This is a genomic window from Streptomyces sp. NPDC032198 (assembly GCF_040636975.1).
Lineage (GTDB): Bacteria > Actinomycetota > Actinomycetes > Streptomycetales > Streptomycetaceae > Streptomyces.
In genome coordinates, this window is record NZ_JBEZVL010000001.1 from 82190 (window position 1) to 105653 (window position 23464).

Annotated in this window: 23 protein-coding genes; 13 read left to right on the top strand and 10 right to left on the bottom strand. The window is 71.5% G+C overall.

The window, feature by feature from the left end; translation table 11 throughout:
* Nucleotides 1-87: 87 nt before the first annotated feature.
* Both AB0E78_RS00410 and AB0E78_RS00415 read right to left on the bottom strand, forming a co-directional pair.
* Nucleotides 88-1029, bottom strand: a complete 942-nt coding sequence (locus AB0E78_RS00410) for an SCO1860 family LAETG-anchored protein (protein ID WP_361826219.1) — start codon at nt 1027-1029, stop codon at nt 88-90.
* A 354-nt stretch (nt 1030-1383) separates the two neighbouring features.
* A complete protein-coding gene (locus AB0E78_RS00415) occupies nt 1384-2472 on the bottom strand; it encodes an amidohydrolase family protein (protein ID WP_361826221.1) in 1089 nt (362 codons plus the stop codon).
* Between the two features lie 88 nt (nt 2473-2560).
* Between AB0E78_RS00415 and AB0E78_RS00420 the strand changes: the two genes are divergently transcribed.
* The 6 genes from AB0E78_RS00420 (at nt 2561) to thpD (ending at nt 8151) form a co-directional block, all read left to right on the top strand.
* Nucleotides 2561-3664, top strand: coding sequence for an aminotransferase class V-fold PLP-dependent enzyme (locus tag AB0E78_RS00420; protein WP_361826223.1), 1104 nt, complete (start codon nt 2561-2563; stop codon nt 3662-3664).
* 163 nt (nt 3665-3827) lie between these two features.
* Nucleotides 3828-4352, top strand: coding sequence for a DinB family protein (locus AB0E78_RS00425; protein ID WP_361826226.1), 525 nt, complete (start codon nt 3828-3830; stop codon nt 4350-4352).
* Nucleotides 4353-4699: 347 nt separating this feature from the next.
* Nucleotides 4700-5293: a diaminobutyrate acetyltransferase gene (gene ectA, locus AB0E78_RS00430; RefSeq protein WP_361826228.1), complete on the top strand. Its 594-nt coding sequence runs from the start codon at nt 4700-4702 to the stop codon at nt 5291-5293.
* Nucleotides 5294-5366: 73 nt separating this feature from the next.
* Nucleotides 5367-6638, top strand: a complete 1272-nt coding sequence (gene ectB, locus AB0E78_RS00435) for a diaminobutyrate--2-oxoglutarate transaminase (protein ID WP_361826230.1) — start codon at nt 5367-5369, stop codon at nt 6636-6638.
* 98 nt (nt 6639-6736) lie between these two features.
* Nucleotides 6737-7141, top strand: coding sequence for an ectoine synthase (locus AB0E78_RS00440; RefSeq protein WP_361826232.1), 405 nt, complete (start codon nt 6737-6739; stop codon nt 7139-7141).
* 110 nt (nt 7142-7251) lie between these two features.
* Entirely contained in the window at nt 7252-8151 is a 900-nt protein-coding gene (thpD, locus tag AB0E78_RS00445; RefSeq protein WP_361826234.1) for an ectoine hydroxylase, read from the top strand.
* A gap of 125 nt (nt 8152-8276) precedes the next feature.
* On the opposite strand, the gene AB0E78_RS00450 is transcribed toward thpD, so the two are convergent.
* The 6 genes from AB0E78_RS00450 to AB0E78_RS00475 form a co-directional block, all read right to left on the bottom strand.
* On the bottom strand, nt 8277-9296 hold the full coding sequence (locus AB0E78_RS00450; RefSeq protein WP_361826236.1) for a maleylpyruvate isomerase N-terminal domain-containing protein: 1020 nt from the start codon (nt 9294-9296) through the stop codon (nt 8277-8279).
* Nucleotides 9296-9985 carry a sigma-70 family RNA polymerase sigma factor gene (locus AB0E78_RS00455; protein ID WP_361826238.1) on the bottom strand — a complete coding sequence of 230 codons (690 nt, stop codon included), beginning with the start codon at nt 9983-9985 and terminating at the stop codon, nt 9296-9298. Before AB0E78_RS00455 ends, AB0E78_RS00450 begins: the two co-directional genes overlap by 1 nt.
* Nucleotides 9986-10021: 36 nt before the next feature.
* On the bottom strand, nt 10022-11068 hold the full coding sequence (locus AB0E78_RS00460; RefSeq protein ID WP_361826240.1) for an aminotransferase class V-fold PLP-dependent enzyme: 1047 nt from the start codon (nt 11066-11068) through the stop codon (nt 10022-10024).
* A 92-nt stretch (nt 11069-11160) separates the two neighbouring features.
* On the bottom strand, nt 11161-11868 hold the full coding sequence (locus tag AB0E78_RS00465) for a DsbA family oxidoreductase (RefSeq protein WP_361826242.1): 708 nt from the start codon (nt 11866-11868) through the stop codon (nt 11161-11163).
* Between the two features lie 77 nt (nt 11869-11945).
* Nucleotides 11946-12449, bottom strand: coding sequence for a GNAT family N-acetyltransferase (locus tag AB0E78_RS00470; RefSeq protein ID WP_361828408.1), 504 nt, complete (start codon nt 12447-12449; stop codon nt 11946-11948).
* Nucleotides 12450-12484: 35 nt separating this feature from the next.
* Nucleotides 12485-13516, bottom strand: a complete 1032-nt coding sequence (locus AB0E78_RS00475; protein WP_361826245.1) for a DJ-1/PfpI family protein — start codon at nt 13514-13516, stop codon at nt 12485-12487.
* Between the two features lie 71 nt (nt 13517-13587).
* On the opposite strand from AB0E78_RS00475, the gene AB0E78_RS00480 reads away from it, so the two are divergent.
* Nucleotides 13588-14985, top strand: coding sequence for an MFS transporter (locus AB0E78_RS00480; RefSeq protein ID WP_361826247.1), 1398 nt, complete (start codon nt 13588-13590; stop codon nt 14983-14985).
* A gap of 243 nt (nt 14986-15228) precedes the next feature.
* Here AB0E78_RS00480 and AB0E78_RS00485 read toward each other — a convergent pair whose 3' ends face one another.
* Both AB0E78_RS00485 and AB0E78_RS00490 read right to left on the bottom strand, forming a co-directional pair.
* Nucleotides 15229-15837: a DUF1349 domain-containing protein gene (locus tag AB0E78_RS00485; RefSeq protein ID WP_361826249.1), complete on the bottom strand. Its 609-nt coding sequence runs from the start codon at nt 15835-15837 to the stop codon at nt 15229-15231.
* A gap of 5 nt (nt 15838-15842) precedes the next feature.
* Nucleotides 15843-17372, bottom strand: coding sequence for an aldehyde dehydrogenase (NADP(+)) (locus AB0E78_RS00490; RefSeq protein WP_361826252.1), 1530 nt, complete (start codon nt 17370-17372; stop codon nt 15843-15845).
* A gap of 136 nt (nt 17373-17508) precedes the next feature.
* Here AB0E78_RS00490 and AB0E78_RS00495 point away from each other — a divergent pair, with 136 nt between their 5' ends.
* The 6 genes from AB0E78_RS00495 to AB0E78_RS00520 all read left to right on the top strand — a co-directional run bounded on the left by AB0E78_RS00495 (nt 17509) and on the right by AB0E78_RS00520 (nt 23442).
* Nucleotides 17509-18279 carry an IclR family transcriptional regulator gene (locus AB0E78_RS00495; protein ID WP_361188251.1) on the top strand — a complete coding sequence of 257 codons (771 nt, stop codon included), beginning with the start codon at nt 17509-17511 and terminating at the stop codon, nt 18277-18279.
* 12 nt (nt 18280-18291) lie between these two features.
* Nucleotides 18292-18759, top strand: a complete 468-nt coding sequence (locus tag AB0E78_RS00500) for a GNAT family N-acetyltransferase (protein WP_361828411.1) — start codon at nt 18292-18294, stop codon at nt 18757-18759.
* A 148-nt stretch (nt 18760-18907) separates the two neighbouring features.
* Nucleotides 18908-19945 carry a hypothetical protein gene (locus AB0E78_RS00505; RefSeq protein ID WP_361826255.1) on the top strand — a complete coding sequence of 346 codons (1038 nt, stop codon included), beginning with the start codon at nt 18908-18910 and terminating at the stop codon, nt 19943-19945.
* Entirely contained in the window at nt 19942-21228 is a 1287-nt protein-coding gene (locus tag AB0E78_RS00510; RefSeq protein WP_361826258.1) for a histidine kinase, read from the top strand. Before AB0E78_RS00505 ends, AB0E78_RS00510 begins: the two co-directional genes overlap by 4 nt.
* Entirely contained in the window at nt 21225-21899 is a 675-nt protein-coding gene (locus AB0E78_RS00515; RefSeq protein ID WP_361826260.1) for a response regulator transcription factor, read from the top strand. Before AB0E78_RS00510 ends, AB0E78_RS00515 begins: the two co-directional genes overlap by 4 nt.
* 94 nt (nt 21900-21993) lie before the next feature.
* A complete protein-coding gene (locus AB0E78_RS00520) occupies nt 21994-23442 on the top strand; it encodes a penicillin-binding transpeptidase domain-containing protein (RefSeq protein ID WP_361826262.1) in 1449 nt (482 codons plus the stop codon).
* Nucleotides 23443-23464: the final 22 nt, after the last annotated feature.

Here is a 23464-nt window from a genome sequence, read left to right on the forward strand (position 1 = left end):
GCCGTCTTGTCGGGGTCCAGGGGGCGGAGCCCCATGGTTTCGGGAAGGGGTGGGATCGGGGAGAGCCCCGCAGGGCCCGCCCTGCCCTCAGCCCTTCCGCCCCCGCCGAGTCATCGCCACCGCCCCGCCACCCACAGCGAGCAGCAGAGCCCCGCCACCCAGCAGGTAGGGAGTGGACGCGTTCCCCCCGGTCTCCGCGAGGTTCGCCTCGGCGGGCTTCTTGGGCTTCTCGGCGACCGGCTTCTCCCCCGCACCCCCCTGCGGCTTCACCGGAGCCGACGGCTCAGGCTTCGGTTCGGCCGCCGAGGGCGTCTCGCAGGACGCCCCCGCCAGCGTCACCGTTCCCTCCACCTCGGCGACATTCAGCTTCAGGGGATTCACGGACACCTTCAGCTCCAGCGCGGACGCGGCGGCCGTACGCGAGGTGGTGTGCGTCTTCGACAGGTCGAGCCGCACCTCGCCGACCCCCGGCACCTTCACCTGGGTGGTACCCCCCGCTGACAGGGTGATCCTCTTCCCGAGGACCGTCACGCCGCCCAGCAGATTCGATTCGGCGACGGGCCGCGCGCCCGCCTTGCAGACCGCCTTGGACGTCACCTGCTCGACCTCGATGAGGGACAGCAGCGGCAGGCCCGGCACATGGACCTTGGCCCGCGCGATGTTGCTGTACCCCTCGGCCTTGCCGTGCCCGACGGTCGCCCGCGCGGTGGCGACGTCCGCCCGCAGCACACTGAACGGCTGCCCGCCGTTGACGCCGTTCAACTCGGCGGTGAGCGCGGTCCTGTCGGCGCTGGCGGGCGCCTGCACTTCGTTGAGCGAGACCCTGAGCGGGACGTTCACGGTCTTGTTGAGCAGGGACACGTCGAGCCCGGTACGCAGCACGACGGCGTTCGCGCGGCCCTTGTCGCCGCCGCCCGTCGCCGAGGCGGGCCCCGCGGTGGCGAGCGCCGCGGGACCCGCGACGAGGACCGTGGCGGTGGCGATCACGCCGAGGCGGCGTGCGGGCAGGCGGAAGGTGTTGCTGTTCAAGGTGGTGGAACCCCCACAAGAGTTACGGAGCCGCCGGAAGCGTCGCGCTTCGCTGGATGGGGACATCGCATGAGCACGACACCGGCAACATCGACAGGGGGAATCTTTACGCACTGAGAGTGAATAGCCAGCGACGAAGCGTGAGTTCACTCCAAAGGGAGGTTTCCGCCCCTGTTTTCGAATCCCCCGGCACGAACGTTCCCCCCAGCCACTTGAGCAACTCCCTGGCTCGAACACATCGGTTGACGCCAGGACCGTGGCCGAATCATGTGTAACGAACCGGGGGCCTCACACGTAACGCTGCGTCAATGTGAGTCCCTTGGGGCGAGCGGGCCGGGCGGGTGGCCGTGACGGCTACCCCACCACCCTCCCGTTCAGCACCACCCTTCGCGGTGCCGCCAGTACCCCGACGTCCTCCCGGGGGTCCGCCTCGTAGACCACCAGGTCCGCCGGGGCTCCCTCCGCCAGGCCGGGGCGGCCCAGCCAGGACCTGGCGCCCCATGTCGTCGCCGACAGGGCGTCCACCGCCGGGATTCCCGCGAGCCTCAGTTCGGCGACTTCGGCGGCGACGAGGCCGTGGGCCAGGGAGCCGCCCGCGTCCGTGCCCGCGTAGACGGGGACGCCCGCGTCATAGGCGGCGCGCACCGTGTCGTAGCGGCGGTCGTAGAGGCGCCGCATGTGCCGTGACCACTTCGGGAACTTCGCTTCGCCCCCGTCGGCGAGCTGCGGGAACGTCGCGATGTTCACCAGGGTCGGGACGATCGCGACGCCGCGCTCGGCGAAGAGCGGGATGGTCTCCTCGGTGAGGCCCGTGGCGTGCTCGATGCAGTCGATGCCCGCCTCCACCAGGTCCCGCAGGGAGTCCTCGGCGAAGCAGTGCGCCGTGACGCGCGCGCCCAGGCGGTGTGCCTCCGCGATCGCCGCCTCCACCTCGGGGCGGGGCCAGCACGCCGTCAGGTCCCCGGCGTCGCGGTCGATCCAGTCGCCGACCAGCTTGACCCAGCCGTCGCCGCGCCGCGCCTCCTGGGCGACGTAGGCGACGAGGTCGGCGGGCTCGATCTCGTGGGCGTAGTTGCGGATGTAGCGGCGCGTGCGCGCGATGTGGCGGCCCGCCCTGATGATCTTCGGGAGGTCCTCGCGGTCGTCTATCCAGCGGGTGTCGGACGGGGAGCCCGCGTCGCGGATCAGGAGGGTGCCGATCTCGCGGTCGGTCAGCGCCTGCTTCTCCGCCGTGTCCGCGTCCACCGGTCCGTGCGTGTCCAGGCCCACGTGGCAGTGCGCGTCGACCAGGCCGGGGAGTGTCCAGCCCGCGACCGTGACGTCCGGCGCCGCCGACGGGCGGTCGTACGTCACTCTGCCCCCGACCACCCACAGCTCGTCCCGGACCTCGTCCGGGCCGACGAGCACCCGCCCCTTCACGTGCAGCACCGTGTGATCGCTCATGTACAGCAGCTTAGGAGCCTGTCGGTACGCTCGGTCCGGCAGCCCGAACGAACTCGTGAGCGAAGTGAGCAGCGAAGTGAGCAGCACCGTGACGACGCATCCATTCCTTGACCTGGCACCCCTGAGTGCCCGGCACTTCGCCTCCATCGAGGAGCGCGTCGCCGGGCTGCTCTCCACCTCGCAGGACGTCGTGATCATGCAGGGCGAGGCGCTGCTTCCCCTGGAGGGCTGTATCCGGGGTGCGGCGCAGCCCGGCACGACCGCGCTGAACGTCATCACCGGCCCTTACGGGCAGACCTTCGGGAACTGGCTGCGGGACTGCGGGGCGACTGTGGTCGACCTGGCCGTGCCCTTCCACACCGCCGTCACCGCCGAGCAGGTCCGCCACGCACTCGCCGAGCACCCCGAGATCGACTTCGTCTCGCTCGTCCACGCCGAGGCCGCGACCGGCAACACCAATCCCGTCGCCGAGATCGGTGAGGTCGTACGCGAGCACGGCGCCCTCTTCATGCTCGACGCCGTCGCCTCGGTGGCCGCCGAGCCGCTCCTTCCGGACGCGTGGGGCGTGGACCTCTGCGTGATCGGCGCCCAGAAGGCGATGGGCGGACCGGCGGGCGTCTCTGCTGTCTCCGTGAGCGAGCGGGCCTGGGCCCGCCTCGCCGCCAACCCGCGGGCGCCGCGCCGCTCCTACCTCTCCCTCCTGGACTGGAAGGAGCGCTGGATCGACAGCGGGCGCAAGGCCCTGCTGCACGCCCCGGCCCAGCTGGAGATGCTCGCCCTCGAAGCGTGCGTGGAGCGCATCGAGGCGGAGGGCCTCGACGCGCTGACGGCACGGCACGCGACCGCCGCGGCGGCGACCCGTGCGGGTGCGATCGCCCTGGGCGGCGGCCTCACCCCGTACGTCCACGAGGCGGCGGACGCCGCTCCGGTCGCCACGACGCTGCGCGCCCCGGAGGGGGTCGACGCCTCGGAGCTCGTCGCCAAGGCGCTCGCGGCGGACCCGGTGCTTCCGCTGGTCGCCGGAGGCGGTGCGCTGGCCCAGGAGATGATCCGGGTGAACCACTACGGCCCGGACGCGACCCGTGGCGTCGTGCACGCCTCGCTCGCCGCCCTGGGTGCCGCGATGGGCGAGGCCGGTCTCGCGGTCGACCTGGAAGCGGCCCGGCGCGCGGTGACGGCCGCCTGGCAGTAGCGCGAGCCGGCACTGGGCGCGACAGGACCACCGAGGAACACCGACCGCGGCAGGCGCACGGACCCGGCAGGCACCCGCCTGCCCGCCCCTGCCCGTCCCTGCCGCGCCAAGCTCACAGCGAACAACGGACGTCCCGGGCGGTCGGCGTGGCAGCGTGACCGCCATGCCCACCCTCCCGGACGGCCGCATCGTTCCCGCCCCGACCGCCGACGAGCCGGCCATGCTGGCGGACTGGCTCGATTTCCATCGCGCCACGCTCGTGGTCAAGTGCTCCGGGCTCGATGACGCACAGACCCGTGTCGCTTCGGTCCGGTCCTCGTCGTTGACTCTGCTCGGTCTCGTGCAGCATCTGGCCGAGGTGGAGCGGAAGTGGTTCCAGCGCGTGCTCGACGGGCGGGACGTGCCGTGGGTGTACGGGGACCCGGCAGGGGGCTTCGCCCTGGACCCGGAGCGGACGTATGAGCAGGCCCTTGCCGTGTGGTGGCGCGAGGTGGCGGTGAGCCGGGAGATCTGCGAGGCACGCTCGCTCGACGACGTCGGGCGGCTGAGCGAGCGGGACGCGGCCGTGACGGGAAGTTCCGAGGTCAGCCTGCGCTGGATCCTGGTCCACCTCATCGAGGAGTACGCGCGGCACAACGGTCACGCCGATCTCCTCAGGGAGGGCATCGACGGAGTGACGGGGCCGTAAATACTCTACGTAAATTCACGGACGAATTCTCACCGCTTCTTTATCAACTTGAGCACAGCCCACTTTATCAGCACAGCTTCCCGTATTCTTCTGCCCGCTTTCCGGGGACCTAAACACTAAGGTTTCGTCAGCGGCAAGTCTCACAATTCGGACATGCTTCGAGGGAGTTACGCTTCTGTGACGTACTCCACATCGCGCCCGGTATGAGCCCTATGACCCCATCAAATCAGGCCATACCGCCGGGGATTCCTGCGGGCGCGCACCCCCGCGTGATAACACATGAGGCGCTCTGACGTAACCCCTCTCGGCGATGCAATTAAAGAAATTGCTCGGTAAATTCAATCCGCATGACCGCTGCACAAGCCGATCTACCGACCGACCTGCACGCGAATTCCCTGGAAATGCCCGAGGGGTTGCGACTCGACACCCCCGACGTCGCCGACGGCGCCGCCATCTGGCGCATCGCACGCGACTCGAAGGTGTTGGACCTCAACTCCTCGTACAGCTACCTGCTGTGGTGCCGCGACTTCGCGGCGACCTCCGTGGTGGCCAGGGACTCGAACGGTGAGCCCGCGGGGTTCATCACCGGATACATCCGGCCCGAGAGGCCGCGCACCCTGGTGGTCTGGCAGGTGGCCGTCGACCAGGAACACCGAGGCCGCGGCCTTGCCGGTGCGCTGCTGGACGGGCTGACCGCCAAGGTCGCCGCCGACCGGGAGCTGGTCTCGGTCGAGACGACCATCACGCCTGACAACGAGCCGTCCCAGCGGCTCTTCACCTCGTACGCACAGCGCCACGGAGCGTCGGTCGAGCGCACAGTGCTCTTCGACGCCGGACTCTTCCCCGACGAGGGGCACGAGCCCGAGGTCCTGTTCCTCATCGAGCCGATAGCGCAGACCGGGAAAATCGCGCAGATCGAACCGGTCGAGCCCGTCGGCTGAGTTCCGCCGTTCCCCCCACGCACCACCCGTCACCCCCCACTCCCACGTCTTTCCATCTCCCAGGAGATTTGCTGTGACCATCACCCAGCCCGACCTGAGCGTCTTCGAGACCCTGGAGTCGGAGGTGCGCAGCTACTGCCGCGGTTGGCCCACTGTCTTCGACCGTGCGCAGGGCAGCCGCATGTTCGACGAGGACGGCCACTCGTACCTCGACTTCTTCGCCGGGGCCGGCTCGCTCAACTACGGGCACAACAACCCGGTCCTCAAACGCGCCCTGATCGACTACCTGGAGCGCGACAGCGTCGTCCACGGCCTGGACATGTCCACGGTCGCCAAGCGGGCGTTCCTCGAGTCGTTCCAGAACATCATCCTGCGCCCGCGTGACCTTCCGTACAAGGTCATGTTCCCGGGCCCGACGGGCACCAACGCCGTCGAGTCCGCGCTGAAGCTCGCGCGCAAGGTCAAGGGCCGCGAGTCGATCGTGTCGTTCACGAACGCCTTCCACGGCATGTCGCTCGGCTCGCTCGCCGTGACCGGCAATGCCTTCAAGCGCGCCGGCGCCGGCATCCCGCTGGTGCACGGCACGCCGATGCCGTTCGACCACTACTTCGACGGCAAGACCCCCGACTTCATCTGGTTCGAGCGTTTGCTCGAGGACCAGGGCTCCGGCCTCAACCAGCCCGCCGCCGTGATCGTCGAGACGGTGCAGGGCGAGGGCGGCATCAACGTCGCCCGCGCCGAGTGGCTCCGCAAGCTCGCCGACGTGTGCGAGCGCTGGGACATGCTGCTCATCGTCGACGACATCCAGATGGGCTGCGGCCGCACCGGCGCGTTCTTCTCCTTCGAGGAGGCGGGCATCACGCCGGACATCGTGACGGTGTCCAAGTCCATCAGCGGCTACGGCATGCCGATGGCGCTGACGCTGTTCAAGCCCGAGCTCGACGTCTGGGAGCCGGGCGAGCACAACGGCACCTTCCGCGGCAACAACCCGGCGTTCGTCACGGCCGCCGCCGCCCTGGAGACCTACTGGTCCGACGGCCCGGCCATGGAGAAGCAGACCCGCGCCCGCGGCGAGCAGGTCGAGGAGGCCTTCGCCGCGATCGTCGAGGAGAACCCCGGCGCCATCAAGGAGTACCGCGGCCGCGGTCTCGTCTGGGGCATGGAGTTCATCGACAAGGCACGCGCGGGCGCCATCGCCAAGCGCGCCTTCGAACTCGGCCTGCTGATCGAGACCTCCGGCCCCGAGAGCGAGGTCGTCAAGCTCCTGCCGGCGCTGACCATCACCGCCGACGAGCTGGACGAAGGACTTCGCACGCTCGCCCGCGCGGTGCGCGAGACCGCCTGAGCGGTTCCGGAAGCCGGCCGGGGCGGTGCGTCTGCACCGCCCCGGGCGGCTCTCGGACCGCGTCTTCACCCCCGTAAGAGAAAAGGAACCAACTCACCGTGATCGTCCGTTCGTTCAAGGACATTGAAGGCACCGACCGGCACGTGAAGTCCGCGTCCGGCACCTGGGAGAGCAAGCGCATCGTCCTCGCCAAGGAGCGGGTGGGCTTCTCGGTCCACGAGACCATCCTGTACGCGGGTACGGAGACGTCGATGTGGTATGCCAACCACATCGAGGCCGTCGTGTGCACCAAGGGCGAGGCCGAGCTGACCGACGACACGACCGGCGAGAAGTACACGATCACGCCGGGCACGATGTACCTGCTCGACGGGCACGAGAAGCACACGATGCGGATCAAGGAGGACTTCCACTGCATCTGTGTCTTCAACCCGCCCGTCACGGGTCGTGAGGACCACGACGAGAACGGCGTGTACCCGCTGCTCACGGAGCCTGAGCCGGCCTAGCAGGAGGCCGGAACTCGCACCCCACGAATCTCCCCCGCCGCCCTCTTCCTCTGGGCGGCGGGGGTGTACATCCCGGAAAGGGCCGTACGAGAGGAGAGGCAGGCAACACCATGACCACCGCACCCGAACGCACCGCCGACCTGTACCCGACACGAGGAGCCGAAGAGGTCCTCATCGAGCGCAAGGACCCCGTCGTGTGGTCCGAGCCGGGTACGCCGGGGCCCATCGCGGCCGACGAATTGGCGGGGTTCGACCGGGACGGATTCCTGGCGATCGACCAGCTCATCACCCCTGACGAGGTGAGCGTCTACCACGCGGAGCTCGCGCGGTTGATGGACGACCCCACGATGCGGGCGGACGAGCGCTCGATCGTGGAGCCGCGTTCCCAGGAAATCCGCACCATCTTTGAGGTGCACAAGATCAGCGAGCTGTTCGCGAAGCTCGCCGCCGATCCGCGCGTGGTGGGTCGGGCCCGGCAGATCCTGGGTTCCGACGTGTACGTCCACCAGTCCCGGATCAACGTCAAGCCGGGCTTCGGGGCCTCGGGGTTCTACTGGCACTCCGACTTCGAGACCTGGCACGCCGAGGACGGACTCGCGAACATGCGGACCGTCTCCGTCTCCATCGCGCTCACCAAGAATCACGACACCAACGGCGGCCTGATGATCATGCCGGGATCGCACAAGACGTTCCTCGGGTGTGCGGGCGCCACGCCGAAGGACAACTACAAGCGGTCCCTGCAGATGCAGGACGCGGGCATTCCCTCGGACGAGACGCTGACCAGCCTCGCCTCGGACTACGGCATCCGGCTCTTCACCGGTGAGGCGGGCTCCGCGACCTGGTTCGACTGCAATGCCATGCACGGTTCGGGGGACAACATCACGCCGTTCCCGCGCAGCAACGTCTTCATCGTGTTCAACAGCGTGGAGAACACGGCGGTGGAGCCGTTCGCGGCGCCGATCCGGCGGCCGGAATACATTGGGGCCCGCGACTTCACTCCGGTGAAGTGAGCAGCCTCGTGAAGTGAGCAGCCTCGTGAAGTGAGCATTTCTCGTACGGGAGTTGGGCCCGGTACCTGGGGGTGCCGGGCCCGACTTTGTGCCCACCTCTGTGCCCGCCTCCGCTCGGGGTGCCGCTAGAGCCATGCCAGGGATGCCGCCCGGGTCAGGACCTGCTGTGCGGCGCTCTCGCTGCCGGAGACTCCCCTGGGCACCTCCGCCGGGTCCACCCGGCCGCCCATGAGCAGGCAGAAGTCCACCGGGCCGAGCACCAGCTCCGCGCTCACCGGCTCCGCCCCACTGCCCAGGACCCAGGACAGCTCGCCCCCGTCCCCCGCGATGGTCAGCGCGACGGCCGGCGCCCCGGAACCCAGGGCGAGCTCCAGGATCCGTACGGCGAGGCGCACCAGCTGCCAGAGGTGCGGGGTGCGGGGTGGCGGCACCGGTACGTCCAGCGCCCTGCCGATGTCGGCCGTGTGCACCCACGCCTCGAAGGCCCGGACCAGGAAGTGGTCCGCCAGCGGCAGCCGGGAGCCCATCAACGTCGTGGCCCGCCCCGCCAGTTCCGGATCGTGCGCCTCGGGGGACGCGAGCAGCGCGGTCGCCTGGCTCTCCCAGGACGCCACGGTCCGGGCGGGAGTAAGGAGCCGCTCCCGGGTCAGTGTCTCCTCCGTGCGGGCCGCCCACGCCACCCGCCACGGCGCCCCGTCCACGACGTCGCACGGCCCCGGGTCGCGCAGCCGGAGCCGTACGGCCAGCGGCTCGTCCGCGGCCAGCAGATGCGCGACCGTGTCATGGACGTTCCAGTCGTGCACGACATGGGTCTCCCAGGACACGTGCGCGTCCACCTCCCGCAGCATCGCCTGGAGTCCGGCCACGGCGGCGGCGTACGGAGCGGCGTGCGGGGCCGTGCGGGCCGCCGCGGGCCGGGCGCGCAGGGCGAGGTCCAGGACGCGGGCCCGGCCTGCCGGGGCGGGCCCGGCGGCGAGGGGCGGGCCGTCCAGGTGGCGCACCGTCGTCCGCAGCCGTGTCGCCTCCGCCGCGCACGGGTCGCAGTCGGCCAGATGCGGGGCGACCGTCCGCTCGTCGCCCGGCATGAGCGCGCCGACGGCCCAGGCCCCGAGAAGTTCACGTACGGCTTCGTGATCCGTGGTCATCACGCGCCTCTTTCGCCTGGAGCGTCGGCAAGTGCCGTGCCATTTGGACCTGTTGAGCCTGGCGGGCCTGTTGGGCCTGATGGGTCTGTGGGGTCGGGAGGTTCGGCCAGGGCTTCGGCGAGTCTGCGCAGGGCCGCCCGTAAGCGGGTCTTCGCCGTGCCCTCCGGGATGCCGAGTTCCACCGCCGCCTGGCGGTACGTGCGGCCCGCGAAGTACGCGAGGTGCACCACCTGGCGCTGCGGGAGCGGGAGTCTCGCCAGTGCGGAGTGCAGGAGCAGGGAGCGTTCTCGTGCCATGACCACGTCTTCCGGGGGCGGATCCGGGGTGGGGATCGTGTGCAGGGTCGAGTCGTCGGCGTGGACCGCCTTTCGGTGGCGTTCCTCGCCGCGTACCCAGTCCACCGCCCTTCGATGCGCCAGCATGCACAGCCAGGTGCGCAGACTCCCCCGCCGCGCGTCGAACGCGTAGGGCCTGGGCCAGAGATGGGCGAAGACCTCCTGGGCGACGTCCTCCGCGGCGGAGGGGCTGCGGGTGACGCGTCCCGCGACGCGGTGGACGAGGGCGGCGTACGTGTCGTAGACCTCGGCGAGAGCCGTCTCGTCGCCGTACACCAGGCGCTGGTGCAGGCCGGCGTCCGGACAGGACTCCTGAGCCACTGACACCACCGCCTCGTGAGGCCACCCCGTCATGCCTTCCTGGCGCCCCGCCGCCCGGCGCGCCAGGGGTCAGCCGGAGAGCACGTCGAGGATCCGGTCCACGTCCGCCTCGGTGTTGTACAGGTGGAACGAGGCCCGCAGGTGTCCCGCCCGCGCGGACGTGATGATCCCGGCCCCGCTCAACTCGGGCTCCCTGCCGGTGAGTCCGGGGACGGAGACGATGGGGGACGCGCCGGGTACCGGCTCGTGGCCGAGGGCGGCGAGTCCGGCGCGGTAGCGGGCCGCGAGCGCCATGTCGTGGGCGTGCACCGCCTCGACGCCGGTCTCCTCCACGTACGCCAGGGCCTCGGCCGCTCCGTGGTACGCGAGGAAGGCGGGGGGCTCGTCGAAACGGTGCGCGTCGGGGCCCAGTTCCGGCAGCGGGCCGTAGATGGAGTCCCAGGTGTCGGCCGACGCGAGCCAGCCGCCGTGCAGCGGGACGAGGGTCTCCTGCGCCTCCTCGCTCACCGTCAGGAACGACGTGCCGCGCGGGCAGAGCAGCCACTTGAAGGCGCCGGTGACGGTGTAGTCGTACAGGCTCGCGTCGAAGGGCAGCCAGCCCACGCTCTGTGTCGCGTCGTTGAGGGTGCGGGCGCCGTGCGCGGCGGCGGCCTCGCGCACCGCGGCGTCGTCGGCGACACGGCCGTCGGCCGACTGGACGCCGGAGTACACGACGAGGGCCGTGGTGGGGCGGATCGCCTCGGCGAGTTCTTCGAGCGGCGCGTAGCGGATCTTGAGGTCGCCGCGCACCACGAAGGGGTTGATGATCGAGCTGAAGTCCCCCTCGGGGAAGAGGATTTCGGAGCCGGGCCGCTGCGCCGCGGCGATCAGTCCGGTGTGGACGGCGACCGATCCGCCGAAGGCCACGCGCGCGTGCGGCACGCCGACGAGGCGCGCGAAGGACTCACGGGCGGCCTGCACGATCCCGAAGTCGCCCGCGCCGCCGCGTCTGCCCGCGCCGTTCTCGGCCGCGAGTGCCTGGATCGCCTCGACCGCGCGGGCGGGGAGCAGGCCGCAGCTCGCGGTGTTCAGATACGTCGACGTGGGCGCGAACTCGGCGCCGGTGATGATCCCCATGGGATCAACTCTCGCGCCCGTTCGCACCCACGTCCATCGCGGATGTGTGGAGGTGACCGGTTAGCGCTGCTTACCCATCGCCCTCAAGGGGTTCAGGCCTGCGGAACCGCGCAGCCGTCAGGGCCGCAGGCGTCGCCGTCCGCGAGCGTGGTGAGCGGCGAACGGCTGTCCCACGCCTGCTCCAGGGCCTGCGCGAAGACGTCGGCGGGCTGGGCGCCGGAGACGCCGTACTTGCGGTCGAGGACGAAGAACGGCACGCCGTTCGCGCCGAGCTCGGCGGCCTCGCGCTCGTCGGTGCGTACGTCGTCGGCGTAGCGGGACGGGTCGGCGAGCACCGCGCGGGACGCGTCGGCGTCGAGACCGGCCGCGACGGCGAGCTCCACGAGCCGCTCGTCGTCGTCGAAGACGGAGCGCTCCTCGGCGAAGTTGGCGCGGTAGAGGAGCCCGAGCAGTTCGTCCTGCCTGCCCTGCTCCTTGGCGAAGTGCAGGAGGCGGTGCATGTCGAAGGTGCTGCCGTGGTCGCGGCCCTCGGTGAGGTAGTCGAGGCCTTCGGACGCGGCGTTCACGCCGAGGTTCCGCTCGGCCTCCTGGGCCTGCTCCTCGCTCATGCCGTACTTCTTGGCGAGCATCGGGATCACCAGCCCGCTGTCGCCCTTGGCGCGCGAGGGGTCGAGCTCGAAGGAGCGGTGCACCACCTCGACGTCACCGCGGTGCGGGAAGGCGGCGAGTGCCTGCTCGAAGCGTGCCTTGCCGACATAGCACCAGGGGCAGGCGATGTCGGACCAGATCTCGACGCGCATGTGACTAGCTCTCTTCAGGTCGAACGGTAGTACGGAGGATCCCTCCGGTCAGTTGAAGAACGTACGACCCGTCCCGCTCATTCCCCGGCCGTCCCCTCGGCCGTCTCCCCGGCCGTCAGGGACAGGCGCATGCACATGTGGGTGCCGGTGCCTCCGCCCGGTGCTTCGCGCCGCCAGCCATGGCGGGCGTAGAAGACCTGGGCCCTGCGGTTCTCTCGGTGTACGTCCAGGGAGGCCGCCCGGATGCCGTCGGCCCGCCACTCCTCCACGCACGCGTCGTGCAGGTCCGTGCCGACGCCCGCGCTCCAGTGCTCGGGGTCGACGTGGAACTGGAAGAGTCGCACGGTGTCCGTGGCCTCGCCCTCGGGCGTACGGAACGAGGCGAGGCCCACGATCCGGCCCTCCCGGACCGCACACAGCACATGCCCGTCACGGCGCTCGACGGCTCCCCGCCACATCGCCACCGCGTCGAGGCCTTCGTCCGGCAGCCCCTCGGGGTAGTACGTGGCGCGGGCGCGGACGTGCAGGGCCGCGAGGGCCGGGGCGTCGGCGGTGACGGCGCTGCGTATGACGGTCGGCATCACGGTCCGCATCGTCGTGGGAAGTACTGAGTGGATCACGCTGCGATAGACGTGTTCCGGGGGCCTTGAGTTCCGAGGCGGCTGAACTGGACGCGGTAGGCGCTCGGCGTGAGCCCGGTGCGGCGCACCAGGTGGCCGCGGAGCGAGTCGGCCGTGCCGAGCCCGCAGGCCTCGGCGACCCGGTCCATGGGGAGCTTCGTCGTCTCCAGGAGTTCCTTGGCCCGCTCGACGCGCTGGTGGAGGAGCCACTGCAGCGGGCTCACCCCGCTCTCCGCGTGGAAGCGCCGGGTGAGGGTGCGCACGCTGACGCCCGCCTGCCGGGCGAGGTCGGTGAGCGTGAGCGGCTCGTCGAGGTGGCGCATGGCCCAGCCGCGGGTGTCGGCGCAGGCGTTGCCGCGCTCGGGCGGCAGCGGGGTCTGGGTGAACTGGGTCTGGCCGCCGGGCCGTACGGGGGCGACGAGCGCGGCTCTGGCCACCTCGTTGGCGGCGGCCGCCCCGTAGTCGGTGCGGATGATGTGCAGGCACAGGTCGATCCCTGCGGCGTACCCGGAGGACGTCATGACCTGCCCGTCCTCCACGTAGAGGACGTCCCCCTTGAGGTCGAGCGCGGGATAGCGGCTGCGCAGTTCCTCGGCGAGCTGCCAGTACGTGGTGGCGCTGCGCCCGTCGAGGAGTCCCGCCTCGGCGAGCACGAAGGCGCCGCTGCAGATGGACGCGATGCGCCGGCCCGCGTCGGCGGCCTCGCGGACGGCGGCGACGGTCCGCGGGTCGGGTTCGTAGCGGTGTCCGGTGCCCGTGACGAGGAGGGTGTCGGCGTCGCGCACGGCGTCGAGCCCCCGCTCCACGTGGAGGCTGAGCCCGCCGGTGGTGGCGATGGTGCCGGGCTGCGGGGTGCAGACGACCACCTCGTAGCCGGGTCCGCCGGCCACCTCGACCCTCTCGAAGAGCATCTCGGGGACCGCGAGGTTGAACATCGACACGGGTGAGGGCGCGATGACGGCGATGCGGTGGGGCCGGTGCGACCTGTGCGACCTGTGCGACCTGGGGGCGGCCTTCGGGCGGGACATGGCCAGAACCTCCGGAGGTATGGCATTCAGGCCACTACTGTAGCCGCGCCGCCGCCAGCAGACTCATGGACATGGCAACGAACTCCCTCACCGAAGGCGCCCCGGCGGCGGCGCACCCCACGGGACCGGCACCCGGCCCCGGCCGGCGCGGCACGGGCCGGACCTCCCCCGGCCTCACCCTCGCCGCGGCCATGCTCGGCTTCGCCCTGATCACGCTCGACGCCTCCGTGGTGAACGTGGCGCTGCCCGCGATCGGCGGCTCCCTGGGCGGCGGCATGTCCGGGCTCCAGTGGGTCGTGGACGCCTACACCCTCGCCTTCGCCGCCCTGATGCTCTCCACCGGCGCGCTCTCCGACCGGATCGGCGCGACGAGGGCGTACGCGGCCGGCATCGCGGTGTTCGTCCTGGCCTCGGTGGCGTGCGGGCTCGCGCCGTCGCTGCCCGTGCTGATCGGCGCGCGGGTGGTGCAGGGCGTGGCGGCGGCCGTGGTCCTGCCCGCCTCGCTCTCCCTCGTCCGGCAGGCCTACTCGGACGCGGCCAAGCGGGCCCGTGCCGTGGCGATGTGGGCGGCGGGCGGCTCGGTGGCGGTGGCTCTCGGCCCGGTCGCGGGCGGTGCGCTGACCACTGCGTGGGACTGGAGCGGCATCTTCTTCATCAACGTCCCGCTGGGCGCGGTGGCGCTGGTCCTGCTGCTGCGGGCCCCGCGCTCGGAGCGGCGGCCCGCTCCGCTGGACGTGCCGGGCCAGTTGCTCGCCGTCCTGACGCTCACGGCCGTGACCTTCGCGGTCATCGAGGGCGGTACGACGGGTCTGATCGCCCTGGCCGTCGCGGTCGCGGCCGGTGCGCTGTTCCTGTGGACGGAGGCACGGCAGCCGCATCCGGTGGTGCCGTTGTCCCTCTTCCGCGACCGGACGGTCGCGATCACCGTCGCGGCGGGGGCGGCGTGCAGTGTGGCCTTCTACGGGCTGGTCTTCGTCTTCAGCCTCTTCTTCCAGCAGGTGCAGGGGCGTTCGGCGCTCTGGGCCGGGCTGATGTTCCTGCCGATGACGGGCCTGATCGCGGTGACGAACGTGTTCGCCGGAAAGCTGACGGCACGGGTCGGTCCGCGGCTCCCGATGCTGGTGGGCCAGACGGTGGCCGTGCTCGGGCTGCTCGCCCTGCTCTTCACCGACGCGTCGACGCCCGCGCTCGCCCTGGCGTTCCTCATGGTGCCGCTGGCGCTGGGCTGCGCGCTGACGATCCCGCCGTTGACCGCGGCGATGATGGAGGCGGTGCCGGCTGACCGGGCGGGGCTTGCCGCGGGGGTCCTCAACTCGGCCAGGCAGGTGGCCGGGGGCCTGGGGATCGCGGCCTTCGGCGGCCTGGTGGCCGGGGACTTCGTCCCCGGGATGCGGGTGAGTCTGCTGATCGCCGCGGGCCTGCTGGCGGCTTCGGGGGTGGCGACGCTGGGCCTGCGGCGCGGGCGCTGATTTCTCCCCGCCCCCGCCCCTTCCCGGCCGTCACATGTGCGGCTCCGCCGCGGGCCGCTGGCGCGGGGGCCTTGTACGCACCCTCATCACCGGCTCCGCCGAGCTCGTCCTCAAACGCCGGACAGGCTGAATCCAAAATCTCAGCCCCTCCGACGCAGGCCCAGGATGAATATTTCAGCCCCTCCGGCGTTTGAGGAGCGGGGTCCGGGGCGGAGCCCCGTGGCGGGGGGCGAAGCCGCGGGTTCAGGAGCCGTCTCTCAGGCCCTGGGGCCAGTTCGGGCGGAACTCGATCCCGTCGTACGTCACCACGCACCCCTCCCCGACAGGGGACTGCGCCATGAAGCCGACGAGCGCCGCACCCGCCGTCTTCTCCTCGCCCAGGGAGAAGATCCGGACGAACGTCCACTGCTTGCCGTCCAGCGAGGCGTGGAACGCGAACGCCGAGCCCGTGCGGCTGATGCGGAGCCAGACGCTGCTGCCGTCCACCACGAACGCGTTCGCGTCGTCGGAGCGGCCGCGGGTGACGACCGTGCAGACCGTCGCCTCGTCCGGCGACCGCTCCAGGCAGAGCTTCGCCCACTCCCGGTCGCCCACGTGCAGGTAGAGGACGCCCGCGTCGAACGCCGCCGCGAAGCCCACCGTCACCCGGGCGATGAGCTGGAAGTCCCCCTCGGGCGCGCCGAGGAGGCGCGGCGCGTCCGACGCGGGGTCCAGCGCCTCGCCCGTCGGCGGGACGAAGCGGTCCTGCCGGGCGCCCGCCCAGCCGGTGAGCACCCCGTCGTCGTACGACCAGTTCCCGTCAGGGCCGTAAGTGCGCAGGGAGAAGGGCAGTTCGGGGATATTGACGTCCATGGGCGTCAGTGTTCCAGGCGCCCGTCGTAGCGACGCGGCAGCCCCATCGGATTGTCGTCCCGCAGCTCGGGCGGCAGCAGCGCGGGGGGCGTGTTCTGGTACGCGACGGGCCGCAGCCAGCGTTCGATCGCCGTACCGCCCACGGAGGTGGACGTCGATGTCGTCGCCGGGTACGGACCGCCGTGGTGCTGCGCGGGCGCCACCGCGACCCCGGTCGGCCACCCGTTGACCAGCAGGCGCCCGGCCAGCGGTGTCAGCTCGGCGAGCAGCGCGGCCCCGCGCCCCTCGCCCGCCGCCTCCTCGGCGGACAGCTGCACCGTCGCCGTGAGGTTGCCGGAGAGCCGGGTGAGGGCGGCGGTGATCTCCGCGTCGTCCTCGTAGCGCGCGACGACCGTCACCGGCCCGAAGCACTCCTCCAGGAGCAGATCGTGCTCACCCTCGGTGGCGAGCTTCGCCGCCGGAACCGTCAGGAACCCGGCGCTCACCGTGTGCTCGCTGCCCGCGCCCGGCGTCACCGGGGCGTCCACGTCCGGGAGTTCCCCGCGCTCGCGCACGCCCGCCACGAAGTTGTCCCGCATCCGGTGGTCGAGGAGCACCCCGGCCTCGGTGTCGCTGACCGCCTCCGTCAGGGACTTCAGGAGCCGGTCGCCGCCCGCGCCCACCGGGGCGAAGACCAGGCCGGGCTTGACGCAGAACTGGCCGACGCCGAGCGTCATCGAGCCCGCGAGGCCCGCGCCGATCTCCTCCGCGCGCTCGGCCGCGGCGGCCTCGGTCACGACGACCGGGTTGAGGGAGCCGAGTTCGCCGTGGAAGGGGATCGGCACGGGGCGGGCCGCCGCCGCGTCGAAGAGGGCACGACCGCCGCGGATCGAGCCCGTGAAGCCCGCGCCGGACACGAGCGGGTGCTTGACGAGCTCGACTCCCGCGTCGAAGCCGTGCACGAGGCCGACGACGCCCTCGGGGATGCCGTGCAGGGCCGCGGCCCGCCGCAACGTCGCCGCCACCAGCTCGGAGGTGGCCGGGTGATCCGGGTGCGCCTTGACGACCACGGGGCAGCCCGCGGCGAGCGCGCTCGCGGTGTCGCCGCCGGGGACGGAGAAGGCGAACGGGAAGTTGGACGCGGAGTAGACGGCCACGACGCCCAGCGGGATCTTGTAGCGCCGCAGGTCCGGGATGGGCGGCGTAGCGCTGCTGTCGGGGTGGTCGATGACGACGCCCAGAAAGCCGCCCTCGTCGACCACGTCCGCGAAGGCCCGCAACTGGAAGCAGGTGCGGGCGAGTTCGCCGGTGAGCCGGACGGGACCGAGCGCGGTCTCCGCGTCCGCGGCCTCCACCAGGTGATCCTTGGCTCCGTCGAGCAGGTCGGCCGCGGAGCGCAGGAAGGCGGCGCGTACGGCACGGTCGTTCAGGGAGTCCTTGGCGGCCAGTGCGGCGCGTACCGCCTGATCCACCTCTTGGACTGTGGCTTCGACCGCAACCTGTTCGCGCTGCTTCCCGGTTCGGGGGTCGACACTCCAGACTGGTGCTGCTGCCACCGCGGGCTCCTCCAGAGGTGATGCCACAGATGTGCTGCCACCCACCTGGGCTGTTCGATATGCTGAACGCTGTCTCCGATGATGAATAGCGGAGACTTCGGAGACTATTTCTCGTCGAACTAAGGGGTCAAGGGCGATGTCGGCTGGCGAGACTGGCGGGGCACAGGTCAAGTCCGCTGTGCGGACGGTGGAGTTGCTCGAATACTTCGCGGGCCGCCCCGGAATGCACTCTTTGGCCGCCGTCCAGGAAGCCGTCGGTTACCCCAAGTCCAGCCTCTACATGCTCCTTCGTACGCTGGTGGAGCTCGGCTGGGTCGAGACGGACGCGACGGGCACGCGGTACGGCATCGGGGTGCGGGCCCTGCTGGTGGGCACCTCGTACATCGACGGCGACGAGGTGGTGGCCGCGGCGCGTCCGACGCTCGACCGCCTCTCGGACGACACCACGGAGACCATCCACCTGGCGCGCCTCGACGGCACGAACGTCGTCTACCTCGCCACCCGCCAGTCGCAGCACTACCTGCGGCCCTTCACGCGGGTGGGCCGCCGCCTCCCGGCGCACTCGACGTCCCTGGGCAAGGCGCTGCTCGCCACCCACACCGACGAGCAGGTCCGCAAGATGCTCCCGGAGACGCTGCCCGCGCTGACCGAGCACACGATCACCGACCGCGAGAAGCTGATCGACGAGCTGCGCACGGTCCGCGAGCAGGGCTTCGCGGTGGACCGCGAGGAGAACACGCTCGGCCTGCGCTGCTTCGGCGTCGCGATCCCGTACCGCACGCCCGCGCGGGACGCGATCAGCTGCTCCGTGCCGGTCGCGCGGCTGACGCCGGCGCACGAGCAGATGGTGAAGGACGCGTTGTTCGACGCGCGGGACCGACTGACACTGGCGACTCGTAGGCTTTGATCCATGGTCCACATGGAAGTCATTCTGCGCCCGGTGCACGACAGCGATCTCCCGGTCTTCTACCGGCAGATGAACGATCCCGAGTCGAACCGCCTCGCCGCGTTCACCTCGCCGAAGACCGCCGACTGGGACCTCTTCGAAGCCCACTGGAAGAAGCTCCGCGCGTCGGACGACGTCGTCCGCACGGTCCTCGCGGACGGCGACGTCGTGGGCAGCGCGGCGGTGTACGGGGAGCCGGGCGAGCGCGAGGTCACGTACTGGATCGACCGGGCGTACTGGGGCCGCGGGCTGGCCACGGCCGCCCTGCGGGAACTGCTCGCGGAGGTGCCGGAGCGGCCGCTGTACGCCCGTGCGGCGGCGGACAACGCGGGGTCCCTGCGGGTCCTGGAGAAGTGCGGGTTCCGGGTCACCGCCGCCGCGCGGGGCTTCGCGCACGCGCGGGGCGAGGAGATCGACGAGGCGGTCCTGATCCTGGCGTAGACCGGCGACGGGCCGACCCGTCCCCGACCGCGGGACGGGCTGACCCCGTCCTCGATCACAGGACCGGCTGCCCCCTCCCCCGCACGGCGGACCCGGATCATCGCCGCGCACGACGTGCGCAGAGCCCCGCGCCGGGAGCGTAGGGGACATGAGCCAGACACTCGTCCCCGGTCCGCCGGCCACGGCGCCCGTTCCCACGCCCCGCTCCCGCCGCGTCCTGCGGACCCTCACCGTCCTCGCGGCCCTCCCTTACCTCACCCTCAAGATCGCGTGGATCGCGGGCAGCCACATCGGCATCCCCGAGGGCAGCAGCCTCCTCGAACACCGCGGCACCATGATCTTCGCCAACGGTCTCACCCTCCTCATGGACGCGAGCGTCATCGTGCTCGCGCTGCTCCTGACCCGCCCCTGGGGCCTGCGGACCCCCGCCTGGCTGCTCGCCTTGCCCCTGTGGACCGCCACCGGGCTGCTGACGCCGATCATGGCCGGGTTCCCGCTCCAGCTCCTGGTCAGGGCGCTGGGAGGCAGCGTCGACGGCCCCTCGTCGGGGAGCGGCGACAGCAGCGGCGCCTTTCTCGACGACTGGGTCTTCGGCGTCGTCTACGGCGGCTTCATCCTCCAGGGCCTCACGCTCGTCGCCCTGTTCGTCCTCTCCGCACGGGACCGCTGGGGACATGTGTGGCGGGGCCGCGTGCGGGATCTGCCCCGCACCGCCACCGGCCGTCGCAGCCTGCAACGAGGCGCCGCCCTCACCGCGGCCCTGCTCGCCCTCGTCCCCCTGGCCCTGCACGTTCTCTGGATCAGCGGCTCCACCACCGGCCTCGACGAGGAGCGGATCGAGGGGCGTACGACCGACTTCTACGTCCTTGAGGCGCTGGACATGGTCTACCTCGCCGCGGCCGTGGCCGGCGGGCTGCTCCTCGCCTTCCGGTGGGCTCCCGCGCTGTCCGTCAAGGTGCCGCTCGCCCTGGCCTGGCTCGGCTCGGGCGCGGTCGCCTGCTGGGGCGGCTGGCTGCTGCTCGCCTCGGTCGTCGGCGTGGACGACATCGCCCGGCAGCCGACGGCGGGAATGCTCCTGACCTACTCTGTGCAGATGATCGCCGGGATACTGGTGGCCGCCCTCGGGGCGTCCTTCCTCAAGGAGCGGGCGGGAGCGTCCGCCCCGGCACCGCGGCACCCCGCGTGAAGGCTCTCGCGGCAGCTCTGCCGGTCCTGTTCGGGCGGCGGGCCCGGCGCCGGTGGATCCATCTGATCCTCGGCGGCGCACTCGCCATGCCGTACGTCTTCGTGGGGTCCGTCATCGTCGGGCCGCCGCTCGGCGAGGACAACGTATTCGGCTCGCTCACCTCCCAACTCGGCGCGTTCGCCGTGGGGTTGCCGCTCGCCGCGATCACCGCGCTCTTCCCGCTCACGCGCCCCATGTCGGTGGCCGCGGTGCGCGCGCTGTGCGACGTGCCGGGCGACGCGCTCGCCGACGGGCCCGCACGGTCCCGGCAGGCACGCGGGCGCACCGTCGCGTGGTTCACGCTGCACCTCGGGTTCGGCGGGATCATCAGCGGGATGTCCCTGGCGCTGCCGCCGTTCGCGGCGGTGCTGATCGCGCTGCCCTTCGCCCCGGCGCTGCGGGACAGCCGGGCCGGGACGCCGGACGTCCTGAACGAGGGCTGGGCGCTCGCGCTCTGCCCGGTCGCCGGGATCCTCTTGCTCGTCGCGCTCGCGGGGTGCGCGGCGGCGGCCGGGGGCCTGCTCGCGCGCTGGGCGCCCGATCTCCTCGGCCCTTCGCCCGCCGACCGGCTCGCGGCGGCCGAGCAGCGCGCCGCGGACCTCGCCGTGCGCAACCGGCTCGCGCGGGAGCTGCACGACTCGGTGGGCCACGCCCTGAGCGCGGTCACGCTCCAGGCGAGCGCCGCCCGCCGGGTCCTGGACCGCGACCCGGAGTTCGTCCGCGAGGCGCTGGCCGCCATCGAGGAGACGACGCGGCGCACGGTGGGCGAACTCGACGCGGTCCTCGGGGTGTTGCGGGAGGGCGGCGGCGACCAGGCGAGTCCGACGGCCCCCGCCCCCACCCTCTCCGCCGATCTCGACGGGCTCCTCAAGCGCACCCGTGCGGGCGGCCTGCGGGTGAAGGCCACGGTCGAGCTGGGCCCCGAAGGCGCGGACGCCCTGCCCCCGATGGTGTCCCGCGAGGCCTACCGCATCGTCCAGGAGAGCCTGAGCAACGCGCTGCGGCACGCGGGCCCCGCGGCCCCGGTGACCCTGCGGATCGCCCTGGACGGCGCCGATCTGGCGATCCTCGCGGAGAACCCGCTGCCCCACGAAACCCCCGCGTCCCGCCCCGGCGGCGGCCACGGCCTGCGCGGCGTCACCGACCGGGCCAGGCTCCTCGGCGGCACCGTGCGGTCAGGACCCGTCGACGGGGTGTGGCGCGTGGACGTACACCTCCCCCTGAAAGGACCCGCACACCCATGACCGAGACGGCCTCGGCCCCCGCCCCCATCCGCATCGTCCTCGCCGACGACGAGCGCATGGTGCGCACCGCCCTGCGCGTGATCCTCTCCGCCGAGCCCGACCTGGAGGTCGTCGGCGAGGCGGCGAGCGGCGCGGAGGCGGTGTCCGTCGTGCGCGAGCTGCGGCCCGACGTGGTGCTCATGGACGTACGCATGCCGGAGATCGACGGCATCCGGGCCACCGAGCAGATCCTGGGGACGCAGGCCGACCCGCCGCGCATCGTGGTCGTGACGACCTTCGAGAACGACTCCTATGTGTACGAGGCGCTGCGCGCCGGGGCCTCCGGGTTCCTGCTGAAACGGGCCGACGCGGACTCGCTGGTGCAGGCTGTGCGGCTCGTCGCGCGCAGCGACTCGCTGCTCTTCCCCGCGGCGGTGCGCGCCCTGGCCGCCGAGCACGGGCGCGCCAAGCCCGCGCCGCCGGCCTGGGTGGGCCGGCTGACGGGGCGCGAGAGCGAGGTGCTGAGGCTGATGGCGGAGGGCCTGACCAACGCGGAGATCGCCGGGCGGATGGGTGTGGGCCCGGCGACGGTGAAGACGCATGTGGCCGCGGTGCTGGCCAAGACGGGGGCGCGGGACCGCACGCAGGCGGTGATCGCGGCGTACGAGGCGGGCTTCATGAACGCCGACTGAGGCCACGGCCGCGCGTGTCCCCGCAGTATGAGGAATCTCTGAGAAACCCGGCAGAACGGAACGAATGCGTCCGGGCCGCTCGTCCTTTTATGGGATGAACAAGACGATCAGGAACGCCTCGGTCTTCACGCTGCTGCTCGTGCTCGCCCTCCTCGTGCGGGCGACGTGGGTGCAGTTCTACGACTCGAAGGCACTCGCGGACGACAAGAAGAACCGGCGCAACGTGATCGAGCAGTACGCGAACCCGCTGGGCGACATCATCGTGGGCGGTGACACCGTCACCGGCTCCGAGCGGACGAAGGGCAGCGACCTCAAGTACAAGCGCACCTACAAGGACGGCGATCTGTACTCGTCCGTCACGGGCTACAGCTCGCAGGTGTACGGGGCGACGCAGCTCGAGGGCATCTACAAGGACGTCCTCGACGGCACCGACACCCGGCTGAAGAACCCCCTGGACACGGTGACCAACAAGCGCGCCGATCCGGGTGACGTGGTCACGACGATCGACCCGGCGGTGCAGAAGGCCGCGTACAAGGCGCTCGGCGACAAGAAGGGCGCGGCGGTCGCCGTCGACCCGAAGACGGGCAAGATCCTCGGCATGGTCTCGACGCCGTCATACGACCCCTCGAAGATCAGCGGCTCCACGGACTCCAAGGAGTGGCAGTCACTCCTCAAGGACGAGGACAAGCCGCTGGTCAACCGCGCGCTGCGGCAGCCGCTGCCACCCGGTTCGACGTTCAAGCTGGTCGTCGCGGCGGCGGCCCTGGAGGACGGGCTCTACGGCTCGGCGGACACGAAGACCGACAGCCCGAACCCGTACATGCTGCCCGGCTCGACGACCCCCCTGAAGAACGAGAGTGCCTCCGCGCCCTGCGAGGACGCGACGATCCGTACGGCGCTGCAGTACTCCTGCAACAACGTCTTCGGGAAGATGGCCGTCGACCTGGGCCAGGACAAGGTCAAGGCGATGGCCGAGAAGATGGGCTTCAACACCGCCAAGCTGGACGTGCCGGTGCGCGCGTCCGAGAGCGTCTACCCGTCGGACATGGACAAGGCCCAGACGGCGCTGACCGGCATCGGCCAGTTCGACGTGACGGCGACGCCGCTGCAGATGTCGATGGTCTCGGGGGCGATCGCCAACGGCGGCGAGCTGGTCGCGCCGCACATGGTGTCCCAGATCACCGACTCGGACGGCGATGTCCTCGATTCGTACGACGACGCCGACTCGCAGCGGGTGATGAGCGAGGACACCGCGAACCAGCTGCAGTCGGCGATGGAGACGGTCGTCGGGAAGGGCACGGGCACGAACGCGCAGATCAGTGGCGCGGACGTGGGCGGCAAGACGGGCACGGCCCAGCACGGCGAGAACAACAGCAAGACGCCGTACGCCTGGTTCACCTCGTACGCCAAGGGCGGCGACGGCAAGGAGGTCGCGGTGGCGGTCATCATCGAGTCGTCGGACGCGGCACGGTCAGAGGTGAGCGGAAACGGCCTGGCGGCGCCGATCGCGAAGGCGATGATGCAGGCGGCCCTGAAGTCGTAGCTCCCTGGGCCGCGCCGAGCTC

What these genes read in the sequence shown, in the direction of transcription:
- thpD (WP_361826234.1), top strand. Translation starts at nt 7,252, where the DNA reads ATGACCACCGCACCCGAACGCACCGCCGACCTGTACCCGACACGAGGA.
- AB0E78_RS00480 (WP_361826247.1), top strand. Translation starts at nt 13,588, where the DNA reads ATGGCAACGAACTCCCTCACCGAAGGCGCCCCGGCGGCGGCGCACCCC.
- AB0E78_RS00515 (WP_361826260.1), top strand. Translation starts at nt 21,225, where the DNA reads ATGACCGAGACGGCCTCGGCCCCCGCCCCCATCCGCATCGTCCTCGCC.
- AB0E78_RS00495 (WP_361188251.1), top strand. Translation starts at nt 17,509, where the DNA reads ATGTCGGCTGGCGAGACTGGCGGGGCACAGGTCAAGTCCGCTGTGCGG.
- AB0E78_RS00500 (WP_361828411.1), top strand. Translation starts at nt 18,292, where the DNA reads ATGGAAGTCATTCTGCGCCCGGTGCACGACAGCGATCTCCCGGTCTTC.
- AB0E78_RS00455 (WP_361826238.1), bottom strand. Translation starts at nt 9,985, where the DNA reads ATGACGGGGTGGCCTCACGAGGCGGTGGTGTCAGTGGCTCAGGAGTCC.
- AB0E78_RS00425 (WP_361826226.1), top strand. Translation starts at nt 3,828, where the DNA reads ATGCCCACCCTCCCGGACGGCCGCATCGTTCCCGCCCCGACCGCCGAC.
- ectA (WP_361826228.1), top strand. Translation starts at nt 4,700, where the DNA reads ATGACCGCTGCACAAGCCGATCTACCGACCGACCTGCACGCGAATTCC.
- AB0E78_RS00520 (WP_361826262.1), top strand. Translation starts at nt 21,994, where the DNA reads ATGAACAAGACGATCAGGAACGCCTCGGTCTTCACGCTGCTGCTCGTG.
- AB0E78_RS00475 (WP_361826245.1), bottom strand. Translation starts at nt 13,516, where the DNA reads ATGTCCCGCCCGAAGGCCGCCCCCAGGTCGCACAGGTCGCACAGGTCG.
- AB0E78_RS00450 (WP_361826236.1), bottom strand. Translation starts at nt 9,296, where the DNA reads ATGACCACGGATCACGAAGCCGTACGTGAACTTCTCGGGGCCTGGGCC.
- AB0E78_RS00485 (WP_361826249.1), bottom strand. Translation starts at nt 15,837, where the DNA reads ATGGACGTCAATATCCCCGAACTGCCCTTCTCCCTGCGCACTTACGGC.
- AB0E78_RS00415 (WP_361826221.1), bottom strand. Translation starts at nt 2,472, where the DNA reads ATGAGCGATCACACGGTGCTGCACGTGAAGGGGCGGGTGCTCGTCGGC.
- AB0E78_RS00470 (WP_361828408.1), bottom strand. Translation starts at nt 12,449, where the DNA reads ATGCCGACCGTCATACGCAGCGCCGTCACCGCCGACGCCCCGGCCCTC.
- AB0E78_RS00465 (WP_361826242.1), bottom strand. Translation starts at nt 11,868, where the DNA reads ATGCGCGTCGAGATCTGGTCCGACATCGCCTGCCCCTGGTGCTATGTC.
- AB0E78_RS00505 (WP_361826255.1), top strand. Translation starts at nt 18,908, where the DNA reads ATGAGCCAGACACTCGTCCCCGGTCCGCCGGCCACGGCGCCCGTTCCC.
- AB0E78_RS00460 (WP_361826240.1), bottom strand. Translation starts at nt 11,068, where the DNA reads ATGGGGATCATCACCGGCGCCGAGTTCGCGCCCACGTCGACGTATCTG.